We start from the raw sequence: 17,016 nt of genomic DNA, 5'->3' as shown, positions 1-17,016 counted from the left end.
CAGTCAGCCCGCGCTATGCGGGCTTTTGCCGGCTGTCATACCGACAGCTCCCTCGCAAATCTGGATGGCATGCCGATAGGCGCCGGAAAAAGACATTTGCAAAAGTCGGGATATTCCTTAGAATATGCGGCCTTTCGGGCACCTATGCCCGCTGTGCATCTTAGATTTGCAGCACCGACTACAGGAACGATGTTCAATGCTAACCATCCGTCTTGCCCTTGGCGGCTCCAAAAAGCGCCCGTTTTACCACCTGACCGTAACCGACAGCCGCAACGCTCGTGACGGTTCCCACAAGGAACAGGTTGGTTTCTTCAACCCGGTTGCCCGTGGTCAGGAAATCCGTCTGTCCGTTAACGAAGAACGCGTCAACTACTGGTTGAGCGTGGGTGCACAAACTTCCGAGCGCGTTGCCCAGCTGCTCAAAGAGCACAACAAGACCAAGGCCGCGGCCTGAGTCTTATGAACGCGACGCCTGCATCTGCCGACGATCTGATCGTCATTGGCAAGATTTACTCGGTTCATGGCGTTCGCGGCGAAGTGAAGGTTTTTTCCTTTACTGATCCGATTGGAAACCTGTTGGACTACAAAACCTGGACGCTTCGGCGCGAAGGCAGCGTTGATAAACAGGTGGAGCTGGTCAGCGGACGCTTGCAAAGCAAGTTCCTGGTCGCAAAGCTCAAGGGTCTCGATGATCGTGAAGAAGCACGTCTTCTGTCCGGTTACGAAATCTGCGTGCCGCGCAACCTGTTCCCTGATCTGGACGATGGCGAGTACTACTGGTACCAGCTTGAAGGCCTCAAGGTCATCGACCAACTCGGGCAATTGCTCGGGAAAATCGATCACCTGCTCGAAACCGGTTCGAACGATGTAATGGTTGTAAAGCCCTGCGCGGGTAGCCTGGATGATCGTGAACGCCTGTTGCCCTATACAGAGCAATGCGTGTTGGCAATCGATATGGCTGCTGGCGAGATGAAGGTGGATTGGGACGCGGACTTCTGAATGCCATGGCCAGCCTGCGCATAGAAGTCATCAGTCTGTTTCCCGAGATGTTTTCCGCCATCAGCGAATACGGCATTACCAGCCGTGCGGTGAAACAAGGGCTGTTGCAGCTGACTTGTTGGAATCCGCGGGATTACACCACTGATCGCCATCACACTGTGGATGATCGCCCATTTGGCGGTGGTCCGGGCATGGTGATGAAGATCAAGCCCCTTGAAGATGCTCTGGTTCAGGCCAGGCAAGCGGCAGGGGATGCGGCGAAGGTTATTTACCTGTCGCCACAAGGCCGCCAGCTGAATCAGTCTGCGGTACGCGAACTGGCGCAGGAGGAAGCAATTATCCTCATCGCCGGTCGTTATGAAGGCATTGACGAGCGTTTTATTGATGCTCATGTCGATGAAGAGTGGTCGATTGGTGACTATGTTCTTTCCGGTGGCGAGCTGCCGGCGATGGTCCTGATTGACGCGGTTACGCGGCTGCTGCCTGGAGCTTTAGGGCATGTGGACTCCGCGGAGGAAGATTCCTTCACGGACGGTCTGCTGGATTGCCCGCATTACACCCGACCTGAGGTGTATGCGGATCAGCGTGTTCCCGACGTGTTGCTAAGTGGCAATCACGCGCACATCCGGCGTTGGCGTTTACAGCAGTCCCTTGGGCGGACCTATGAACGACGCGCTGATCTTCTGGAAAGCCGCTCGCTTTCTGGAGAAGAGAAGAAGCTGCTGGCGGAATACATCCGCGAGCGGGACGATAGTTAACGTATCGATGGTCGATCCAGACGGATTACCTTAGGAGCACCAGCATGACTAACAAAATCATTCTTGCCCTCGAAGCAGAGCAGATGACCAAAGAGATCCCTACCTTTGCACCAGGCGACACCATTGTCGTCCAGGTTAAAGTGAAGGAAGGCGACCGCGCTCGTCTGCAAGCATTCGAAGGCGTTGTAATTGCCAAGCGTAACCGTGGCGTGAACAGTGCTTTCACTGTTCGTAAAATCTCCAACGGTGTTGGCGTTGAGCGTACTTTCCAGACTTACAGCCCGCAAATCGACAGCATGGCTGTGAAACGTCGCGGTGACGTTCGCAAGGCCAAACTGTACTACCTGCGTGACCTGTCCGGTAAAGCAGCGCGCATCAAGGAAAAACTGTCCTGATACAGTTTTTCGATGCATAAAAAAGGCAGCCTCAGGGCTGCCTTTTTGCTGCCTGCTGTTTGATGATTCATCCCTTGTCTACCGACTCACGCACTGAGTAAACATGGCTGCCATCGACCACCCTTTGATTGACCAGTTTCTGGATGCGCTCTGGCTCGAGAAGGGGCTGTCCGACAACACCCGGGATTCTTACCGCAGTGATCTGGCGCTGTTCCACGGCTGGCTGCAGGAGCGCAACGTTGACCTGATCAGTGCCGGGCGTGAAGTCATTCTCGATCATCTTGCGTGGCGCGTTGAAAATGCCTACAAGCCGCGCTCCACGGCGCGTTTCCTGTCTGGCGCACGTGGTTTCTACCGCTATCTGTTGCGCGAGAAGCTGATCTCTGTCGATCCTACCCTGCAGATCGACATGCCTCAATTAGGCAAACCGCTGCCCAAATCGCTTTCCGAAGCTGACGTCGAAGCATTACTTGCTGCTCCCGACCTGAGCGAGCCCATCGGCGAGCGTGACCGCGCCATGCTTGAAGTGCTGTATGCCTGCGGTTTGCGTGTGACCGAATTGATCAGCCTGACCCTGGAGCAGGTCAATCTGCGTCAGGGCGTGCTGCGCGTGATGGGCAAAGGCAGCAAGGAGCGGCTGGTGCCTATGGGAGAGGAGTCCATCGTCTGGGTCGAGCGCTACCTGCGCGGTGCCCGCGACGAGTTGCTTGGCGGAAAACCCAGCGACGTGCTGTTCCCCAGCACGCGCGGCGATCAGATGACCCGGCAGACTTTCTGGCACCGCATCAAGCATCAGGCTACTGTTGCGGGCATCGGCAAATCCCTGTCACCGCACACCCTGCGCCATGCCTTCGCCACCCATCTGCTCAATCACGGGGCTGATTTGCGCGTGGTGCAGATGCTGCTGGGGCACAGTGATCTTTCCACCACGCAGATCTACACCCACGTTGCGCGTGCGCGGTTGCAGGAAATGCACGCCAGGCACCATCCGCGCGGCTGATTCACGACGCATTTTGCGAAGCTTCTTACGTCGCTCCGAGTCGGCCCCGCGAGGCTTATGTGGTAGGCTTTGCCGGTTTCGCCTATCAAGGCTGGCGCTCCTTTTTCGACAGTCGCCAGCCTGTCCGCCGTCATAGGAGTTTTCATGCGTTTGCCACAGATTTTCGCTGCCGCCGCTTTAATGCTGGCCGGCACCTTCAGTATGTCTGCCCTGGCTGATGCAGCCCCCGATCAGGCTATCCGCAAGACCCTCGACTCGCTGGAATTGCAGCTGCCGGTCGAGAGCATCTCGCCGAGCCCCCTCAATGGCCTCTACGAAGTGAAGCTCAAGGGCGGCCGCGTCCTTTACGCCAGTGCCGACGGTCAATTCGTGGTTCAGGGCTATCTGTTTCAGGTGCAGAACGGCAAGCCGGTCAACCTGACCGAGAAGACCGAACGTCTGGCCATTTCCAAGACTATCAATGCCATTCCTGCTTCCGAGATGGTGATCTATCCGGCGGTGGGTGAGACCAAATCGCACATCACGGTATTCACCGACACCACCTGCCCGTATTGCCACAAGCTGCATCAGGAAGTCGCTCAGTTGAACAAGATGGGTGTTGAAGTCCGTTACCTGGCCTTCCCGCGTCAGGGGCTTGGCTCTCCGGGTGACGAGCAGCTGCAGGCCGTGTGGTGTTCCAAGGACCGAAAAAGCGCGATGGACCGCATGGTTGATGGCAAGGACATCAAGGCTGCCAAATGCGACAATCCGGTCAGCAAGCAATACGAGCTTGGCCAGTCGATCGGCGTCAACGGCACGCCTGCCATTGTCCTGGCCGACGGTCAGGTGATTCCGGGTTATCAGCCAGCAGCGCAAGTTGCCAAGCTGGCCTTGAGCGCCAAGTAAGCCGGTGTTTAGGGCGCGCCTTGTGCATGCAGGGCGTACGTGTCCGGCGGGTCGTCAAATTTTCAGCCGCATGGCGCCATGCGGCAGTTTTTCCACAGCCGATTCAGGTTCGGCTGTTTTTCGGGGAGTTCATCAGTGAAACCGGTCAAAGTAGGCATATGTGGGCTGGGTACTGTCGGTGGCGGTACTTTCAACGTACTTCAGCGTAACGCCGAGGAGATTGCCCGCCGTGCCGGGCGTGGAATCGAAGTCGCGCAAATTGCGGTTCGTACACCAAACCCCAATTGCCAGATTACCGGTACGCCGACCACCAGCGATGTATTTGCCGTTGCGACCAACCCTGAGATCGACATCGTCGTAGAACTGATCGGTGGTTACACCATTGCCCGCGAACTGGTGCTCAAGGCCATTGAACACGGCAAGCATGTGGTAACCGCCAACAAGGCGCTGATAGCCGTTCACGGCAACGAAATTTTCGCCAAGGCACGCGAGAAGGGCGTGATCGTCGCTTTCGAAGCGGCTGTCGCCGGCGGTATCCCGGTCATCAAGGCCATTCGTGAAGGCCTGTCGGCGAACCGTATCAATTGGGTTGCCGGCATCATCAACGGCACTGGCAACTTCATCCTCACCGAAATGCGCGAGAAGGGCCGCACCTTTGCGGATGTTCTGGCCGAGGCTCAGGCCCTGGGTTATGCCGAAGCCGATCCGACCTTCGACGTCGAAGGGATCGATGCGGCGCACAAGCTGACGATCCTTGCCTCCATAGCCTTCGGCATTCCGCTGCAGTTCGACAAAGCCTACACCGAAGGCATCACCAAACTGACGACTGCAGACGTCAACTATGCCGAAGCGCTGGGCTATCGCATCAAGCATCTGGGCGTTGCACGCAGCACTGCTCAGGGCATCGAACTGCGCGTACACCCGACGCTGATCCCGGCCGATCGCCTGATCGCCAACGTCAATGGCGTCATGAATGCTGTGATGGTCAATGGCGACGCCTCCGGTTCGACGCTGTTCTACGGCGCGGGTGCCGGCATGGAGCCTACCGCGTCCTCCGTGGTGGCCGATCTGGTCGATGTGGTCCGTGCCATGACCTCTGACCCGGAAAACCGCGTGCCTCACCTGGCCTTCCAGCCCGATTCGCTGTCCGCTCATCCGATCCTGCCGATCGAAGCCTGCGAGAGCGCTTACTACCTGCGCATTCAGGCCAAGGATCATCCGGGCGTGCTGGCTCAGGTCGCAAGCATCCTGTCCGAGCGCGGCATCAACATCGAATCGATCATGCAAAAGGAAGTCGAAGAGCACGATGGCCTGGTACCGATGATTCTGCTGACCCACCGGGTAGTCGAGCAGCGTATCAATGACGCCATTCAAGCCCTGGAAGCCCTGCATGACGTAGTGGGACCGGTGGTTCGTATTCGCGTCGAGCACCTTAATTAACATCAACTGCAAGCTGTCAGCTCCAGGCTGCAAGCCGATCGTTTCGATTTTGCAGCCTGAGGGCCCTGGCTTTCAGCCCAGACCAAAGGTTTGATCCCATGCGCTATATCAGTACTCGCGGCCAGGCGCCGGCCCTGAATTTCGAAGATGTGCTGTTGACTGGTCTGGCCAGCGATGGCGGCCTCTATGTGCCGGAAAACCTGCCACGCTTCACGCAGGAAGAGATCGCTTCCTGGGCAGGTCTGCCTTATCACGAACTCGCCTTCCGGGTGATGCGCCCCTTCGTGGCTGGCAGCATCCCGGATGCCGACTTCAAAAAGATTCTCGAAGAGACCTACGGCGTGTTTGCCCACAGCGCTGTTGCGCCGCTGCGCCAGCTCCACGGCAACGAGTGGGTGCTCGAACTGTTCCATGGTCCGACGCTGGCGTTCAAGGACTTCGCACTGCAACTGCTTGGTCGTCTGCTGGACTATGTACTGGCCAAGCGCGGCGAGCGTGTCGTGATCATCGGCGCTACCTCGGGCGACACCGGTTCTGCGGCCATCGAAGGCTGCCGTCGCTGCGACAACGTCGATATCTTCATCCTGCATCCGAACAATCGGGTATCGGATGTACAGCGTCGGCAGATGACCACTATCTTTGGCGACAACATTCATAACATCGCCGTCGAAGGCAACTTCGACGACTGCCAGGAAATGGTCAAGGACAGCTTCGCCGATCAAAGCTTCCTGAAGGGCACGCGTCTGGTCGCGGTCAACTCGATCAACTGGGCGCGGATCATGGCTCAGATCGTTTACTACTTCCATGCAGCGCTGCAATTGGGTGGGCCTGCGCGTTCGGTGTCGTTCTCGGTGCCGACCGGTAATTTTGGCGATATCTTCGCCGGCTACCTGGCACGCAACATGGGGCTGCCGATCAACCAGTTGATCGTTGCCACCAATCGCAACGACATCCTGCACCGCTTCATGAGCGGCAATCAGTACGTCAAGGAGACCCTGCACGCCACGCTGTCGCCTTCCATGGACATCATGGTGTCGTCCAACTTCGAGCGTCTGCTGTTCGATATGCACGGCCGCAACGGCGCTGCAATTGCCGAGTTGATGAGCACGTTCCGCCAGGGTGGCGGCTTCAGCGTCGAAGAAGAGCGCTGGACCGAGACCCGCAAACTGTTCGATTCGCTGGCGGTCAGCGACGAAGACACCTGCACCACCATCACCGAAGTGTTCGCCAGTACCGGCGAGTTGCTCGACCCGCATACCGCTATCGGGGTGAAGGCTGCCCGCGAATGCAGACGCAGTCTGGACACGCCGATGGTGATTCTGGGCACGGCGCATCCGGTCAAGTTTCCGGAAGCTGTGGAGAAGGCCGGTGTAGGAAAAGCGCTTGAGCTACCTGCACATTTGTCTGATTTGTTCGAGCGGGACGAGCGCTGTACTGTTCTGCCAAACGACCTGAAAGCCATACAGGCGTTTGTCAGCCAGCACGGCAATCGCGGCAAGCCGCTCTGATCGAAGCGTCGTGTAACAACTTTAGGCCCGCCACTTGGCGGGCCTTTCTGTTTCTACGTGCCAAACTTCGCTGGTTTTTCGAACCATAGAGTCGGGTCATTCGTAGTGAAGCAGGCAAGTATGCAAAGCGTAGTCAGGGAGGCAGGCAGCATATCGAGAGGCCGCGCGTGGCGCAGGGTATGGGTATTGCTGGCGCTGGTCTTTGCCGGGGTAGCCAATGCGGCGCAGAGCTTGCCGTTTTCACTGACAGCCCCGTTCGTGGCTTCGGAGGATCTTAGCCTCGCAGATCAGGATCGGGCCTGGCTGGAGCAGCGCAAGGTCCTTCGGGTGGGCATTGCGATTGCCGACTACGAGCCGGTTGATATCACCAGTGACCGTAACCGTTATCAGGGCATCAGTGCCGACTACCTGGGGCTGGTCAGCGACCAGTTGAACCTCCCGGTGCAGGTTACCGGGTATGCCAAGCGTGATGAGGCTATCGAAGCGCTGCGCGACGGCAAGATAGACCTGCTGACCAGTGCCAATGGTTTCGAACGGGGTGTGAAAGGTCTGTCCTTCTCAACCGAATACATGCCCGATCGATCGGTAGTCGTTGGCCGTGGCAACGACCTGGGACCTTCGTCGGGCCTGGCCGGCAAGAAGGTCGTGCTGCTTGATGGCTATGCCGATTCGGACGTGCTGCACAGTGTTTATCCTGACAGCCAGATCATTATTGCGCCCAACCTTTACAGTGCCCTGGAAGCCCTGAGTCAGGGTGAAGTGGATGTGTTCATCGGCAACGAAGTCATTGTGCGTGCCTATACCGCCCTGCGTCCCTATCTCGGTCTGCAGATCAAATTCGAAAGTCGGTTGCCCCCGGTGGGGTTTTCCTTTGCGGTACGTGACGACGAGCGCCGCTTGCTGGCCCTGATCAATCGGGCCCTGGACAGCATTGCCCCGTCGACCGGTCGTGAAGTGCTCGGTCGCTGGACCATGGGCCTGGGCGCTGATGTTGAAGGGCAGCGGATTCGCCTCACCAGTGCCGAGCGGGGCTGGTTGCTAAAGCACCCGAGTGTGACCATCGCCACGGTCCAGCACCCCCCGTATATCTACAAGGACAATAATGGCCACTGGGTAGGGTTGAACGCTGATGTGCTATCACGCATCTCACGCATGACCGGCCTGCAGTTCGTTCATCAGGAATTACCTTCCACGCAGCAGGCTATCGACGTGCTGCGCGCGGGTCAGTTCGACATGAACACGACGCTCGCGGAAAACACCGAGCGCCGACGGTTTCTGGATTTTACCTATTCGTTCGGCGGCAATAGCTGGATGTTTGTGGTGCGCTCTGACCAATCGTCGCACATATCGCTCGACAGCCTGTCCGGGAAAGTACTGGCACTGCCTGCCAGACATGCGCTCGAGGACATGATCAGGCGCGAGCACCCCACGATCCAGTTGCGGTTGGTAGACACCTATGATCAGGCCCGTGCGCTGGTGGAAAGCGGCGCTGCTGACGCGACCATCCAGAATGAAGTGGGCGCCTATCTGTTTCCGTCCGGACGGCTGAAGGTTGCCCGCAGTGTCGAAGGACAGTGGTCGCCAGACAGGTTTTCAGTGATCAAGACCCAGCCCGAACTCCTGGGTATTCTGAACAAGGCACTGGAAGAGTTTCCGGTGGCCGAGTTGCGCTCGATCCGTATGCGTTGGCTGGGCTCGGCGCTGCCTCAGCCATCCCTTTGGGGGCGCATACCACAGTGGGTATTCTGGGTGGTATCCCTGGCGCTGCTGGCCGGACTGGTGTCGCTGGCCTGGAGCAGTCGTCTCAAGGTGCAGATTCGTCAGCGTCAAAAGGCGCAAAGGCAGCTCAATGATCAACTCGCGTTCAAACACGCTTTGCTCGACGGTATCCCCAATCCTATTTACGTGCGCGACCTCAAAGGGCGACTGATTTCCTGCAACCGTAGCTATGAGCAGAGCCTGGGCATCAGCTTCGAACAGATGAATGGCCGACGCCTCACAGATGTCAATCTGATCCCGCGTGCCTTGGCCGAGCAGATGCACACCGATTACCTTAATCTGCTGAAGGACCATCAGCCGGTCTTTTCCGATCGCACCCTCGAACTGCCCGGCAAACGTATGGATGTCTGGCAATGGACGGTGCCTTTCTTCGCCGCCGACGGGCAGTTGCAGGGGCTGCTCGGGGGCTGGATCGACATCACCGAGCGCAAGCAACTGGAACAGCAACTTCAGAACGCCATGCGCATGGCCGCTCAGGCCAACGAAGCGAAAAGCGCTTTTCTGGCCAGCATGAGCCATGAAATTCGCACGCCGATGGGCGCAATCATCGGCCTGCTGGAGCTGGAGCGCGAACATACTTTGCGCCGTGGAGAGACCCCCTCGCATGGCCTGCAGGTGGCGCACCGTTCGGCTAGGGAGCTGGTAGCGCTGATTGGCGAGAGTCTTGATCTGGCCAGAATCGAAGCGGGCAGTCTGCAGTTGTCACTGGCCATCACCCCCTTGCACGACCTTTTCGACGGCGTGATCGAACTGTTTTCCGCGCAGGCCCGGGAGAAGTCTGTCGAGCTGCGCATGGAGTTTTCCGCGCAGGCGCGAGGCGACTACTGGCTTGACCCGATGAGGTTGCGTCAGGTGTTGCACAACGTGCTGGGTAACGCGTTGAAGTTCACCCGGCAAGGGGCGGTGGTCGTGAAGGTCGATGTGACCAGTGAATCATCCGGCTCTACGCGCGTGCGTATCAGTATTCAGGACAGTGGCGAAGGTATCGAGCCGGAGCGTCAGCAGCATGTATTTCAACCCTTCACTCAGGCAAGCGACGACACGGCCGCACACTATGGAGGGAGCGGGCTGGGGCTGAGTATTACCCGGCAGTTGGTGGAATTGATGAAGGGCGATATCAGTCTGCATAGCGAGCCGGGGCAGGGGACACTGATCACTGTCGACTTGCCGTTGACCAGGCTGAACGAGCCGGTGTCGCCAACCGAGGATGTTCTGGATGCGCCTGTCGATACGCGCAGCCTGCACCTGCTGGTGGTCGATGACATGTCGGCCAATCGTCTGGTGCTGACCGGACAACTGGAGTTTCTTGGCCATCAGGTAACGGCTGTCGAAGACGGCAAGGCGGCGCTTTCGAGCTGGTGTGAAGGGGGGTTCGATGCGGTCATCACCGACTGCAACATGCCGGGCATCAGCGGCTACGCATTGACCCAGGCCATTCGCCAGATTGAAGAAAAAGAGCAGCGTCAGCGCTGCCCGGTGATTGGGTGTACCGCCAACGCGATGAGCGACGAGGCGGCACGTTGCGAGCAGGCTGGCATGGACGGCCTGCTGATCAAGCCCCTGTCACTGGCGCGTCTGGCTCAGGAGCTGGCGGATCGGGTACGTGAGCCGACGTTCGACATCGGTACGCTGCAAACCATGACTCAGGCCAACCCGCAGCAGATGCAACGGTTGCTGGGCGAGCTATGGAAGAATCTGAGGCATGAACACGCTTTGCTGGAGCCTGCGGTGTCGGCCAATGACTGGAAGACGCTGGGCGCCTGTCTGCATCGGCTCAAGGGCGCTGCGAGTCTGGTTGACGCAGTACCGCTTGCCAAGGCCTGCGCCGCGCTGGATGACAGTGTCCGGCTGCAGAGCGCGACCAGTCTGGTTGAACGCTGGCAGGCACTGGAGGCGGCCATGACCGGCCTGCGCGCCGATATCGAATTGCAACTGGTGGTCGTGCCCGAGACTGCCGTGCCAGGCGATTGAGCCCTGCGGACAAGATCTGGCGGGTTTAGGACATGTCCTATGGGGCGGGTGCCCTGGACGAGCTACAGTGAGTGCTATCCCGGGCCGATGGCTCCGACTCCGCAGGCGTGATTGTGCACTCACTCAAGGTTCTGATTCTCGAAGATCATCCCTTTCAGCTGATGGCTCTGCATCAGATGCTCAACGCCAATCAGGTGTTCGATGTGCTGGCGGCCGACAGTGTCGAGGTTGCCAGGCTTTCCCTGCAAAGCCGCGGTCCTGTCGACATCGCGATCTGTGATTTGCAGATGGAAGGGCCCGATGGTCTGGAACTGATCCGCTTCATGGCCGAGAACGGTCTGGCGCGAGCGTTGATCATTGTCAGCTGTTCCGCCGCCTGCGTGCTGGAAGGGGTCGCGCAGCTGGCGCTCGCCCAAGGCCTGAACGTTCTGGGCTACATGCAGAAACCTGCCTCCGCCGTGGCCTTGTACGAGCTGCTCGAAGCATATGGGCCCGGCCGCTCAGACTGCGTGTCGCAGGCGTCTGCCGGCAGCGCGTTCGGAGCTCTTTCCGCCATTGAATTGTTTGACCCGACAGGCAATGGACCTATAGACGTGGCGTCCATTGCCGAACAATGGATCGCCTATTTTCAACCCAAGGTCAGTCTGCAGGGCGAGTTGCTGGGTGTCGAAGCGCTGGTTCGCTGGCAGCACCCCCTGTACGGCCTGCTGGCCCCCGGGCCGAGGCTGAAGGGCTGACGGTTGCGTTGACCTGGCTGGTTTTGGATCAGGCCCTGCAGTTCTCTGCGCAGGTCATGCGCGAGCAGGGTGAGCCGCTGTCGGTTGCCGTCAATATTGACCCGCAAGTGCTGCAACAGCTGGATTTCGCCGAGCAGATCACGCAAGCGCTCGCCCGTCATGGCGTACCGGCAACCGCGCTGACCCTGGAAATTCTCGAGCAGGACGCCGCGCGCCCGGAAACCTGGCAGCTCGAAGGCCTGTTGAGGTTGTGCATGCAGGGTTGCAAGTTGTCTATCGATGACTTTGGCATGGGCGCTTCGAATATCGACCGGCTTCTGCAATTACCTTTCAGCGAACTGAAAATACCCACCGAGTTCGTGCGCGGCATGGCCGACGACGCGCGTAAATCGGCGGTGGTGGCCGGTGCCCTGCTCATGGCGCAGCGGTTGTCGATGTCGGTAGTGGTTGAAGGTGTCGAGACGATTGAGGACGTCCACAGTCTGCTTGCGTTGGGCGATCCCGCCATCCAGGGGTATTTCATTGCCCGTCCGATGCCGGTGCCGGCGTTCATGCGCTGGATGGCGGAGCGTGATAGCGGCCATCTGCAAGCCGTTTCGCAAGACGACTCGCCTCAGGACATGCCGCTTTCCTGCAAATAAATGAACAGGGCAGCGTCATTGGCCAGTCCGAGCTTGCGCATGGCGGCGACTTTCTGAGCGCTGACGGTCTGTTTGCTGCGATTGAGTTGCGCCGCGATCTGGCCGACCGTGTGGCCAGCCGACAGCAGGCGTAACACTTCCAGTTCCCGCGGCGACAGGCGTTCTGACGGCAGCGGCGTATCAGGCCCGTGCTGCCGAGCCTCTCTGAGTACCCTGCGTACGGACTCAGCGACAAAAAGCCCACCGCGCCTGACGCTGCGGATGGCAGCAGGAAGCTCTCCGGCAAGGCTGGCCTTGCTCAACAGACCCCGCACATTCAGGTCAAGCATGGACTGAAACAGTCCGGCATTGCTCAGGGTCGTCACGACGATCACTGGCAGCGCCGGAAAGTCCCGGCGAATGCGCTGCAGCAGACGCAGGCCATCGTTCTGCCGTTCGACGGGCATCATGAAGTCAGTCACCAGCACATCGCAGGCGTGGCGTTCGAGCACCTGAAGCAGTTCGTCCGGATTGCAGGCCTCGGCGATGACGCTGGCGAGATTGTCCTGTTCCAGTACGACCCGCAGGCCGATGAGAAAAATAGGGTGGTCATCAGCCACGATGACCCGCAACGGGCGATCAGCGGAATCGCTCAAGAGGTGGCTCCGTCAAAAAGGCTATACGCGTATTGCACGCGATGCAGTGAGTTGAAGCAGTGATCAAGAGCATAGGCACCTTGTAGGACGTGTAGCGGAATTGTGTTGGATTCTTCCTACAGGCTCACATTCTGTTGTCATCGGCGTACGGTTTTTTCCTTGTCACATTCAACAGGCATGCTCGAAATCACAGACAGGTGCTGCGATCTGGCGATAGAAAGAACTTTCTGCTGTCGCCGATGGTCATTGGTTAGCACCTTTGCATTCAAACTGTTGAGTGGTGATCCGGATGGAAAATATCAGCTTACTGCTAAGCGAAGCGCTGGCTCCCTATCAGGCCAGTATTGGCCCGGCCGGCTCTCGGGGCGAACGTCTGGTGACTCTGAAAGACAAAGCGGGCACCTGCGTGATCGAGCGAGCCTTCGGCGCAGATCAACTGAGCGACAAGCGTCAGCTCACCGACGTGGTAGACGGTCTGCGCCGCGATCTGATGGTTGCCGAGGGTCGAATCGAACCCTGCGTCATTGCTGCCATGCGCAATGCTGCAACCAGCCGCACATTTGTTGGCACTCCGTCATTTGCTTAACAGTTGCTTAACCGACGTTCAGGATATTGGAACCTGACGGGTTTGCTGCACTCCTATCCATTACGTCAGGTTTGATCATTGTGCTCCGGTGATCAAAGGCTGACGTACTGACCGGAATGGTCATGTTTACCCCGAGCAGGTCCCCCTCTGCCCGGGGTTTCTTTTGTCCGGTCACTCCTTGTCCAGCAGTGCCCTGACGTCCTCCAGGTAGCCCGCCCGTTGCGCGGGCTCCAGCCACTGCGCATAAAAGCCCATCAGGCTGGTTTCGCGCAGCACGCGCATCTCGCGGTTGATAAGTTCAATGGCCCGCTCGCCCTCGGGCGAGTTGCTGCAACTGACGTAGACGAACTGGTACGCAGGATTGCCCTTGATCGGCAAGAAGGTCAGTTCCTCCGGCCTTATGCCTTGTTGCATGGCCTGGTAGCGTGCTTCCGGCCAAAAACTGATAAAGGCTTGCAGACGCCCCAGGCGCTCCATTTGCACCAGACTGCCGACGGCATCGTTACCGTAGTGCGGCACGAGGGTATCTTCATCGACGTCGTGCAGCGTGTGGTCGATCATTTCTCCATAGCTGCGTTCGGCAACGATGCCCAATTTGATCGTCCGGCTGGCCATCAAGGCCGCGACGTCGATTTTTCCGTCCTCGACGTAGGGCGCGAACTTCGACATTTCCTCCTTTCGCACAATCAGACCGCTGCTGAGGATGGCGCCGATCGGTATGGAAAAAAGCAGGGTTCTGGCTCTTTCTGCCGTCCACAGCATGGTGGGATCACAACTGAGAGACGTGTCGTCGCTCAGCATTTGCAGAGCCCTGGCGCGGTTGACCCGCATCAGCACATGATCGTATTCGGGCATTTGCGCGGTCAGCAAGGGCATCAGCTGATCAATTGCTCCTTGCCCGCGCATGGAACCGGAAAAAATCGTCGAAGGAGGGATGTCGCGCATCAGCCAGGTCAGCGTCTCCCTGGCCTGGCTGACACACGGCATGGCAGCCAGCGACAGGGCGAGCATCAATCGAGCCGTTGTACAGTACGAGGCAGGAAGGGGCATTCGCGGGTGTCATCCTCGAAAAGGGTTCAACAGTCTGAGGTAGGGTTGGCAGCTATTTGAATGGCGCTGCGCCAGTGGCGTCACATTCAGGTGCCCCGGTTGGGAGTCCGGGTGCTCGCCGCATATCGTCATTAGCACAGATATGTATCAGAAATTTGTTTCAAACTATCGATTTTTGTTCGTCCTGCAAATGGGGGGCAAACACATCCTTGCGCGAGCAAGTTCGTTCACAGGCCCGGCATCGGGTAGACTTGCCGTCTTCCCTCCAGACTCTAGAAGCCCGTTCATGGCCCAGCCGTCCACGACCTACAAATTCGAACTCAATCTCACCGACCTTGATCGCGGCGTGTACGAGAGCGTCAAGCAGACCATTGCCCGCCATCCTTCGGAAACCGAAGAGCGCATGACCGTGCGTCTGCTGGCCTATGCCTTCTGGTACAACGAACAGTTGTCGTTCGGTCGCGGTCTGTCTGATGTGGACGAGCCCGCTCTGTGGGAAAAAAGCCTGGATGACCGCGTTCTGCACTGGATCGAAGTCGGCCAGCCGGACGCCGACCGACTGACCTGGTGTTCGCGCCGCACCGAACGCACCAGCCTGCTGGCCTACGGCAGCCTGCGCGTCTGGGAAGGCAAGGTCATCCCGGCGATCAAGAACCTGAAAAACGTCAATATCGCCGCCGTCCCGCAGGAAGTGCTGGAAGTGCTGGCCAAGGACATGCCGCGGGTCATCAAGTGGGATGTGATGATCAGTGAAGGGACGGTGTTCGTCACTGACGACCGCGGCCAGCATGAAGTCCAGTTGCAATGGCTTGCGGGCGAGCGCGGCTGACAGCCGCCGGTTCCGATCGAAAAACATATTCATCGACACTGCAAAGAGAATCAGCTGACCCGCATGCGCATCGAACCTCGTCTATTGCCCGACACCTTGCCGTTCCTTGGCGACCTGCCGCCCTTGCTTACTCGTCTGTACGCAGCGCGCGGTGTGGCCTGCGAGGCCGAACTGGACAAAAGCCTGGCGCGGCTGATCCCCTATCAGCAACTCAAGGGTATCGATGCTGCAGTAGACCTGCTGGTCACTGCGCTGCACGAAGGTCAGCGCATGCTGATCGTCGGCGATTTCGACGCCGATGGCGCGACCGCCAGCACCGTGGGTGTTCTGGGCCTGCGTCTGCTGGGCGCGGCGCATGTCGATTATCTGGTGCCCAACCGGTTTGAATACGGCTACGGCCTGACGCCGGAAATCGTCGAAGTGGCGTTGCAGCGCGAACCTCAGCTGTTGATCACCGTGGATAACGGCATTTCGAGCGTCGACGGCGTGGCGGCGGCCAAGGCGGCAGGCCTGCAGGTACTGGTAACCGATCACCATTTGCCCGGCCACGAGCTTCCGGCCGCCGACGCCATCGTCAACCCGAATCAGCCAGGCTGTACCTTTCCCAGCAAATCGCTGGCCGGTGTCGGGGTCATTTTCTATGTACTGATGGCCTTGCGTGCGCGTCTGCGCGAGACCGGCTGGTTCGAGAGCAATCAGCGTGCCCAGCCTAATCTGGGCGAGCTTCTGGACCTGGTTGCGTTGGGCAGCGTGGCCGATGTGGTGCCACTGGATGCCAACAACCGCATTCTGGTCCATCAGGGGCTGATGCGTATCCGTGCCGGGCGTGCCCGACCGGGGCTGCGCGCCATTCTGGAAGTTGCACGACGTGAACCTGCGCGCATCACCTCCACCGACCTGGGATTCATTCTCGGGCCACGCCTGAACGCGGCAGGGCGTCTGGATGACATGAGCCTGGGCATCGAATGCCTGCTCTGCGACGACCCGACACTGGCGCGGGAAATGGCCGTGCAGCTGGACGAGTTGAATCAGGATCGCAAATCCATCGAGCAGGGCATGCAACGTGAAGCGCTCGCGCAGCTCAAGGACCTGCCGCTGGAGTCGATGCCGTTCGGCCTCTGCCTGTTCGATGCCGAATGGCACCAGGGTGTCATCGGCATCCTCGCTTCACGTCTCAAGGAGCGTTACCACCGCCCCACCATCGCGTTCGCCAGCGCGGGGGAGGGCGTGCTCAAAGGCTCGGCCCGTTCGGTACCGGGGTTTCACATTCGCGATGCGCTGGACGCCGTGGCAGCCAGTCATCCGCATCTGATCAGCAAGTTCGGCGGCCACGCGATGGCGGCAGGCCTCTCGCTGCCTGAAGAGAACTTCCCGGCGTTTGCCGACGCGTTCGACCAGGAGGTGCGTCGTCAGCTTGATGAGCAGGACCTGACCGGTCGTCTGCTGTCCGACGGCTCGCTGGCGGTCGAGGAGTTTCATCTGGAACTGGCCCGCGCCCTGCGTAATGCCGGTCCCTGGGGGCAGCACTTCCCCGAGCCCTTGTTCCATGGCGTGTTTCAGCTGGTCGAGCAGCGGGTAGTGGGCGAGCGTCACTTGAAAATGGTGCTCAAGACCGAGTGCGGCAGCGTCAAACTCGATGGCATTGCGTTCGGCGTCGACCGCGATATCTGGCCCAATCCGAATATCCGCTGGGTCGAGCTGGCCTACAAACTCGACCTCAACGAGTTTCGCGGTAACGAAACCGTGCAATTGATGGTGGTGCATATCGCACCACGCTGACGATAGCAGGAACCCCTCTCCCTA

At 59.0% G+C, this 17,016-nt stretch carries 14 protein-coding genes and 1 pseudogene; 13 read left to right on the top strand and 2 right to left on the bottom strand.

All coding sequences use genetic code 11. The features are described from left to right. The first annotated feature begins 196 nt into the window (after positions 1-196). From rpsP to BLR20_RS09095, 10 genes and pseudogenes are all read left to right on the top strand, one after another. Positions 197-454 (top strand): 30S ribosomal protein S16, encoded by a 258-nt coding sequence (rpsP, locus tag BLR20_RS09140; protein WP_002552521.1) that lies wholly within the window; start codon positions 197-199, stop codon positions 452-454. Between the two features lie 5 nt (positions 455-459). Then, entirely contained in the window at positions 460-999 is a 540-nt protein-coding gene (gene rimM / locus BLR20_RS09135) for a ribosome maturation factor RimM (RefSeq protein ID WP_032615961.1), read from the top strand. Positions 1,000-1,004: 5 nt separating this feature from the next. Further along, the gene (trmD, locus tag BLR20_RS09130; protein ID WP_002552523.1) at positions 1,005-1,757 is read left to right on the top strand and encodes a tRNA (guanosine(37)-N1)-methyltransferase TrmD; all 753 of its coding nucleotides are present in this window, start codon (positions 1,005-1,007) and stop codon (positions 1,755-1,757) included. A 44-nt stretch (positions 1,758-1,801) separates the two neighbouring features. Continuing rightward, a complete protein-coding gene (gene rplS / locus BLR20_RS09125) occupies positions 1,802-2,152 on the top strand; it encodes a 50S ribosomal protein L19 (protein ID WP_002552524.1) in 351 nt (116 codons plus the stop codon). 103 nt (positions 2,153-2,255) lie between these two features. Beyond that, positions 2,256-3,152 (top strand): site-specific tyrosine recombinase XerD, encoded by an 897-nt coding sequence (gene xerD, locus BLR20_RS09120; RefSeq protein ID WP_054994298.1) that lies wholly within the window; start codon positions 2,256-2,258, stop codon positions 3,150-3,152. A 144-nt stretch (positions 3,153-3,296) separates the two neighbouring features. Beyond that, positions 3,297-4,037, top strand: coding sequence for a bifunctional protein-disulfide isomerase/oxidoreductase DsbC (gene dsbC / locus BLR20_RS09115; protein WP_010427939.1), 741 nt, complete (start codon positions 3,297-3,299; stop codon positions 4,035-4,037). A 135-nt stretch (positions 4,038-4,172) separates the two neighbouring features. Then, a complete protein-coding gene (locus BLR20_RS09110) occupies positions 4,173-5,477 on the top strand; it encodes a homoserine dehydrogenase (protein ID WP_010427941.1) in 1,305 nt (434 codons plus the stop codon). 98 nt (positions 5,478-5,575) lie between these two features. Then, positions 5,576-6,985, top strand: coding sequence for a threonine synthase (thrC, locus tag BLR20_RS09105; RefSeq protein WP_010427943.1), 1,410 nt, complete (start codon positions 5,576-5,578; stop codon positions 6,983-6,985). A 120-nt stretch (positions 6,986-7,105) separates the two neighbouring features. Beyond that, positions 7,106-10,735, top strand: a complete 3,630-nt coding sequence (locus BLR20_RS09100; protein ID WP_054994297.1) for an ATP-binding protein — start codon at positions 7,106-7,108, stop codon at positions 10,733-10,735. 113 nt (positions 10,736-10,848) lie between these two features. After that, positions 10,849-12,113: pseudogene (locus BLR20_RS09095) on the top strand (EAL domain-containing response regulator). On the opposite strand, the gene BLR20_RS09090 reads toward BLR20_RS09095, so the two are convergent. After that, a complete protein-coding gene (locus BLR20_RS09090; RefSeq protein WP_010427949.1) occupies positions 12,086-12,748 on the bottom strand; it encodes a response regulator in 663 nt (220 codons plus the stop codon). The pseudogene BLR20_RS09095 and the gene BLR20_RS09090 overlap by 28 nt on opposite strands. 289 nt (positions 12,749-13,037) lie before the next feature. On the opposite strand from BLR20_RS09090, the gene BLR20_RS09085 reads away from it, so the two are divergent. Beyond that, positions 13,038-13,334 carry a DUF3509 domain-containing protein gene (locus tag BLR20_RS09085; RefSeq protein ID WP_010427951.1) on the top strand — a complete coding sequence of 99 codons (297 nt, stop codon included), beginning with the start codon at positions 13,038-13,040 and terminating at the stop codon, positions 13,332-13,334. Between the two features lie 171 nt (positions 13,335-13,505). Here the strand turns inward: BLR20_RS09085 and BLR20_RS09080 are convergent, their stop codons facing one another. Next, on the bottom strand, positions 13,506-14,345 hold the full coding sequence (locus tag BLR20_RS09080; RefSeq protein WP_054994296.1) for a TIGR02285 family protein: 840 nt from the start codon (positions 14,343-14,345) through the stop codon (positions 13,506-13,508). A gap of 325 nt (positions 14,346-14,670) precedes the next feature. Here BLR20_RS09080 and BLR20_RS09075 point away from each other — a divergent pair, with 325 nt between their 5' ends. Together BLR20_RS09075 and recJ are read left to right on the top strand one after the other, a co-directional pair. Further along, positions 14,671-15,213 carry a YaeQ family protein gene (locus tag BLR20_RS09075; protein WP_003314240.1) on the top strand — a complete coding sequence of 181 codons (543 nt, stop codon included), beginning with the start codon at positions 14,671-14,673 and terminating at the stop codon, positions 15,211-15,213. A gap of 63 nt (positions 15,214-15,276) precedes the next feature. Continuing rightward, positions 15,277-16,992, top strand: a complete 1,716-nt coding sequence (gene recJ / locus BLR20_RS09070; RefSeq protein ID WP_054994295.1) for a single-stranded-DNA-specific exonuclease RecJ — start codon at positions 15,277-15,279, stop codon at positions 16,990-16,992. Positions 16,993-17,016: the final 24 nt, after the last annotated feature.

This window comes from Pseudomonas congelans (assembly GCF_900103225.1).
Taxonomy (GTDB): Bacteria; Pseudomonadota; Gammaproteobacteria; order Pseudomonadales; family Pseudomonadaceae; genus Aquipseudomonas; species Aquipseudomonas congelans.
Note: the sequence above shows the minus strand (reverse complement) of the source record. Positions and strands in the feature narration are given on the sequence as shown.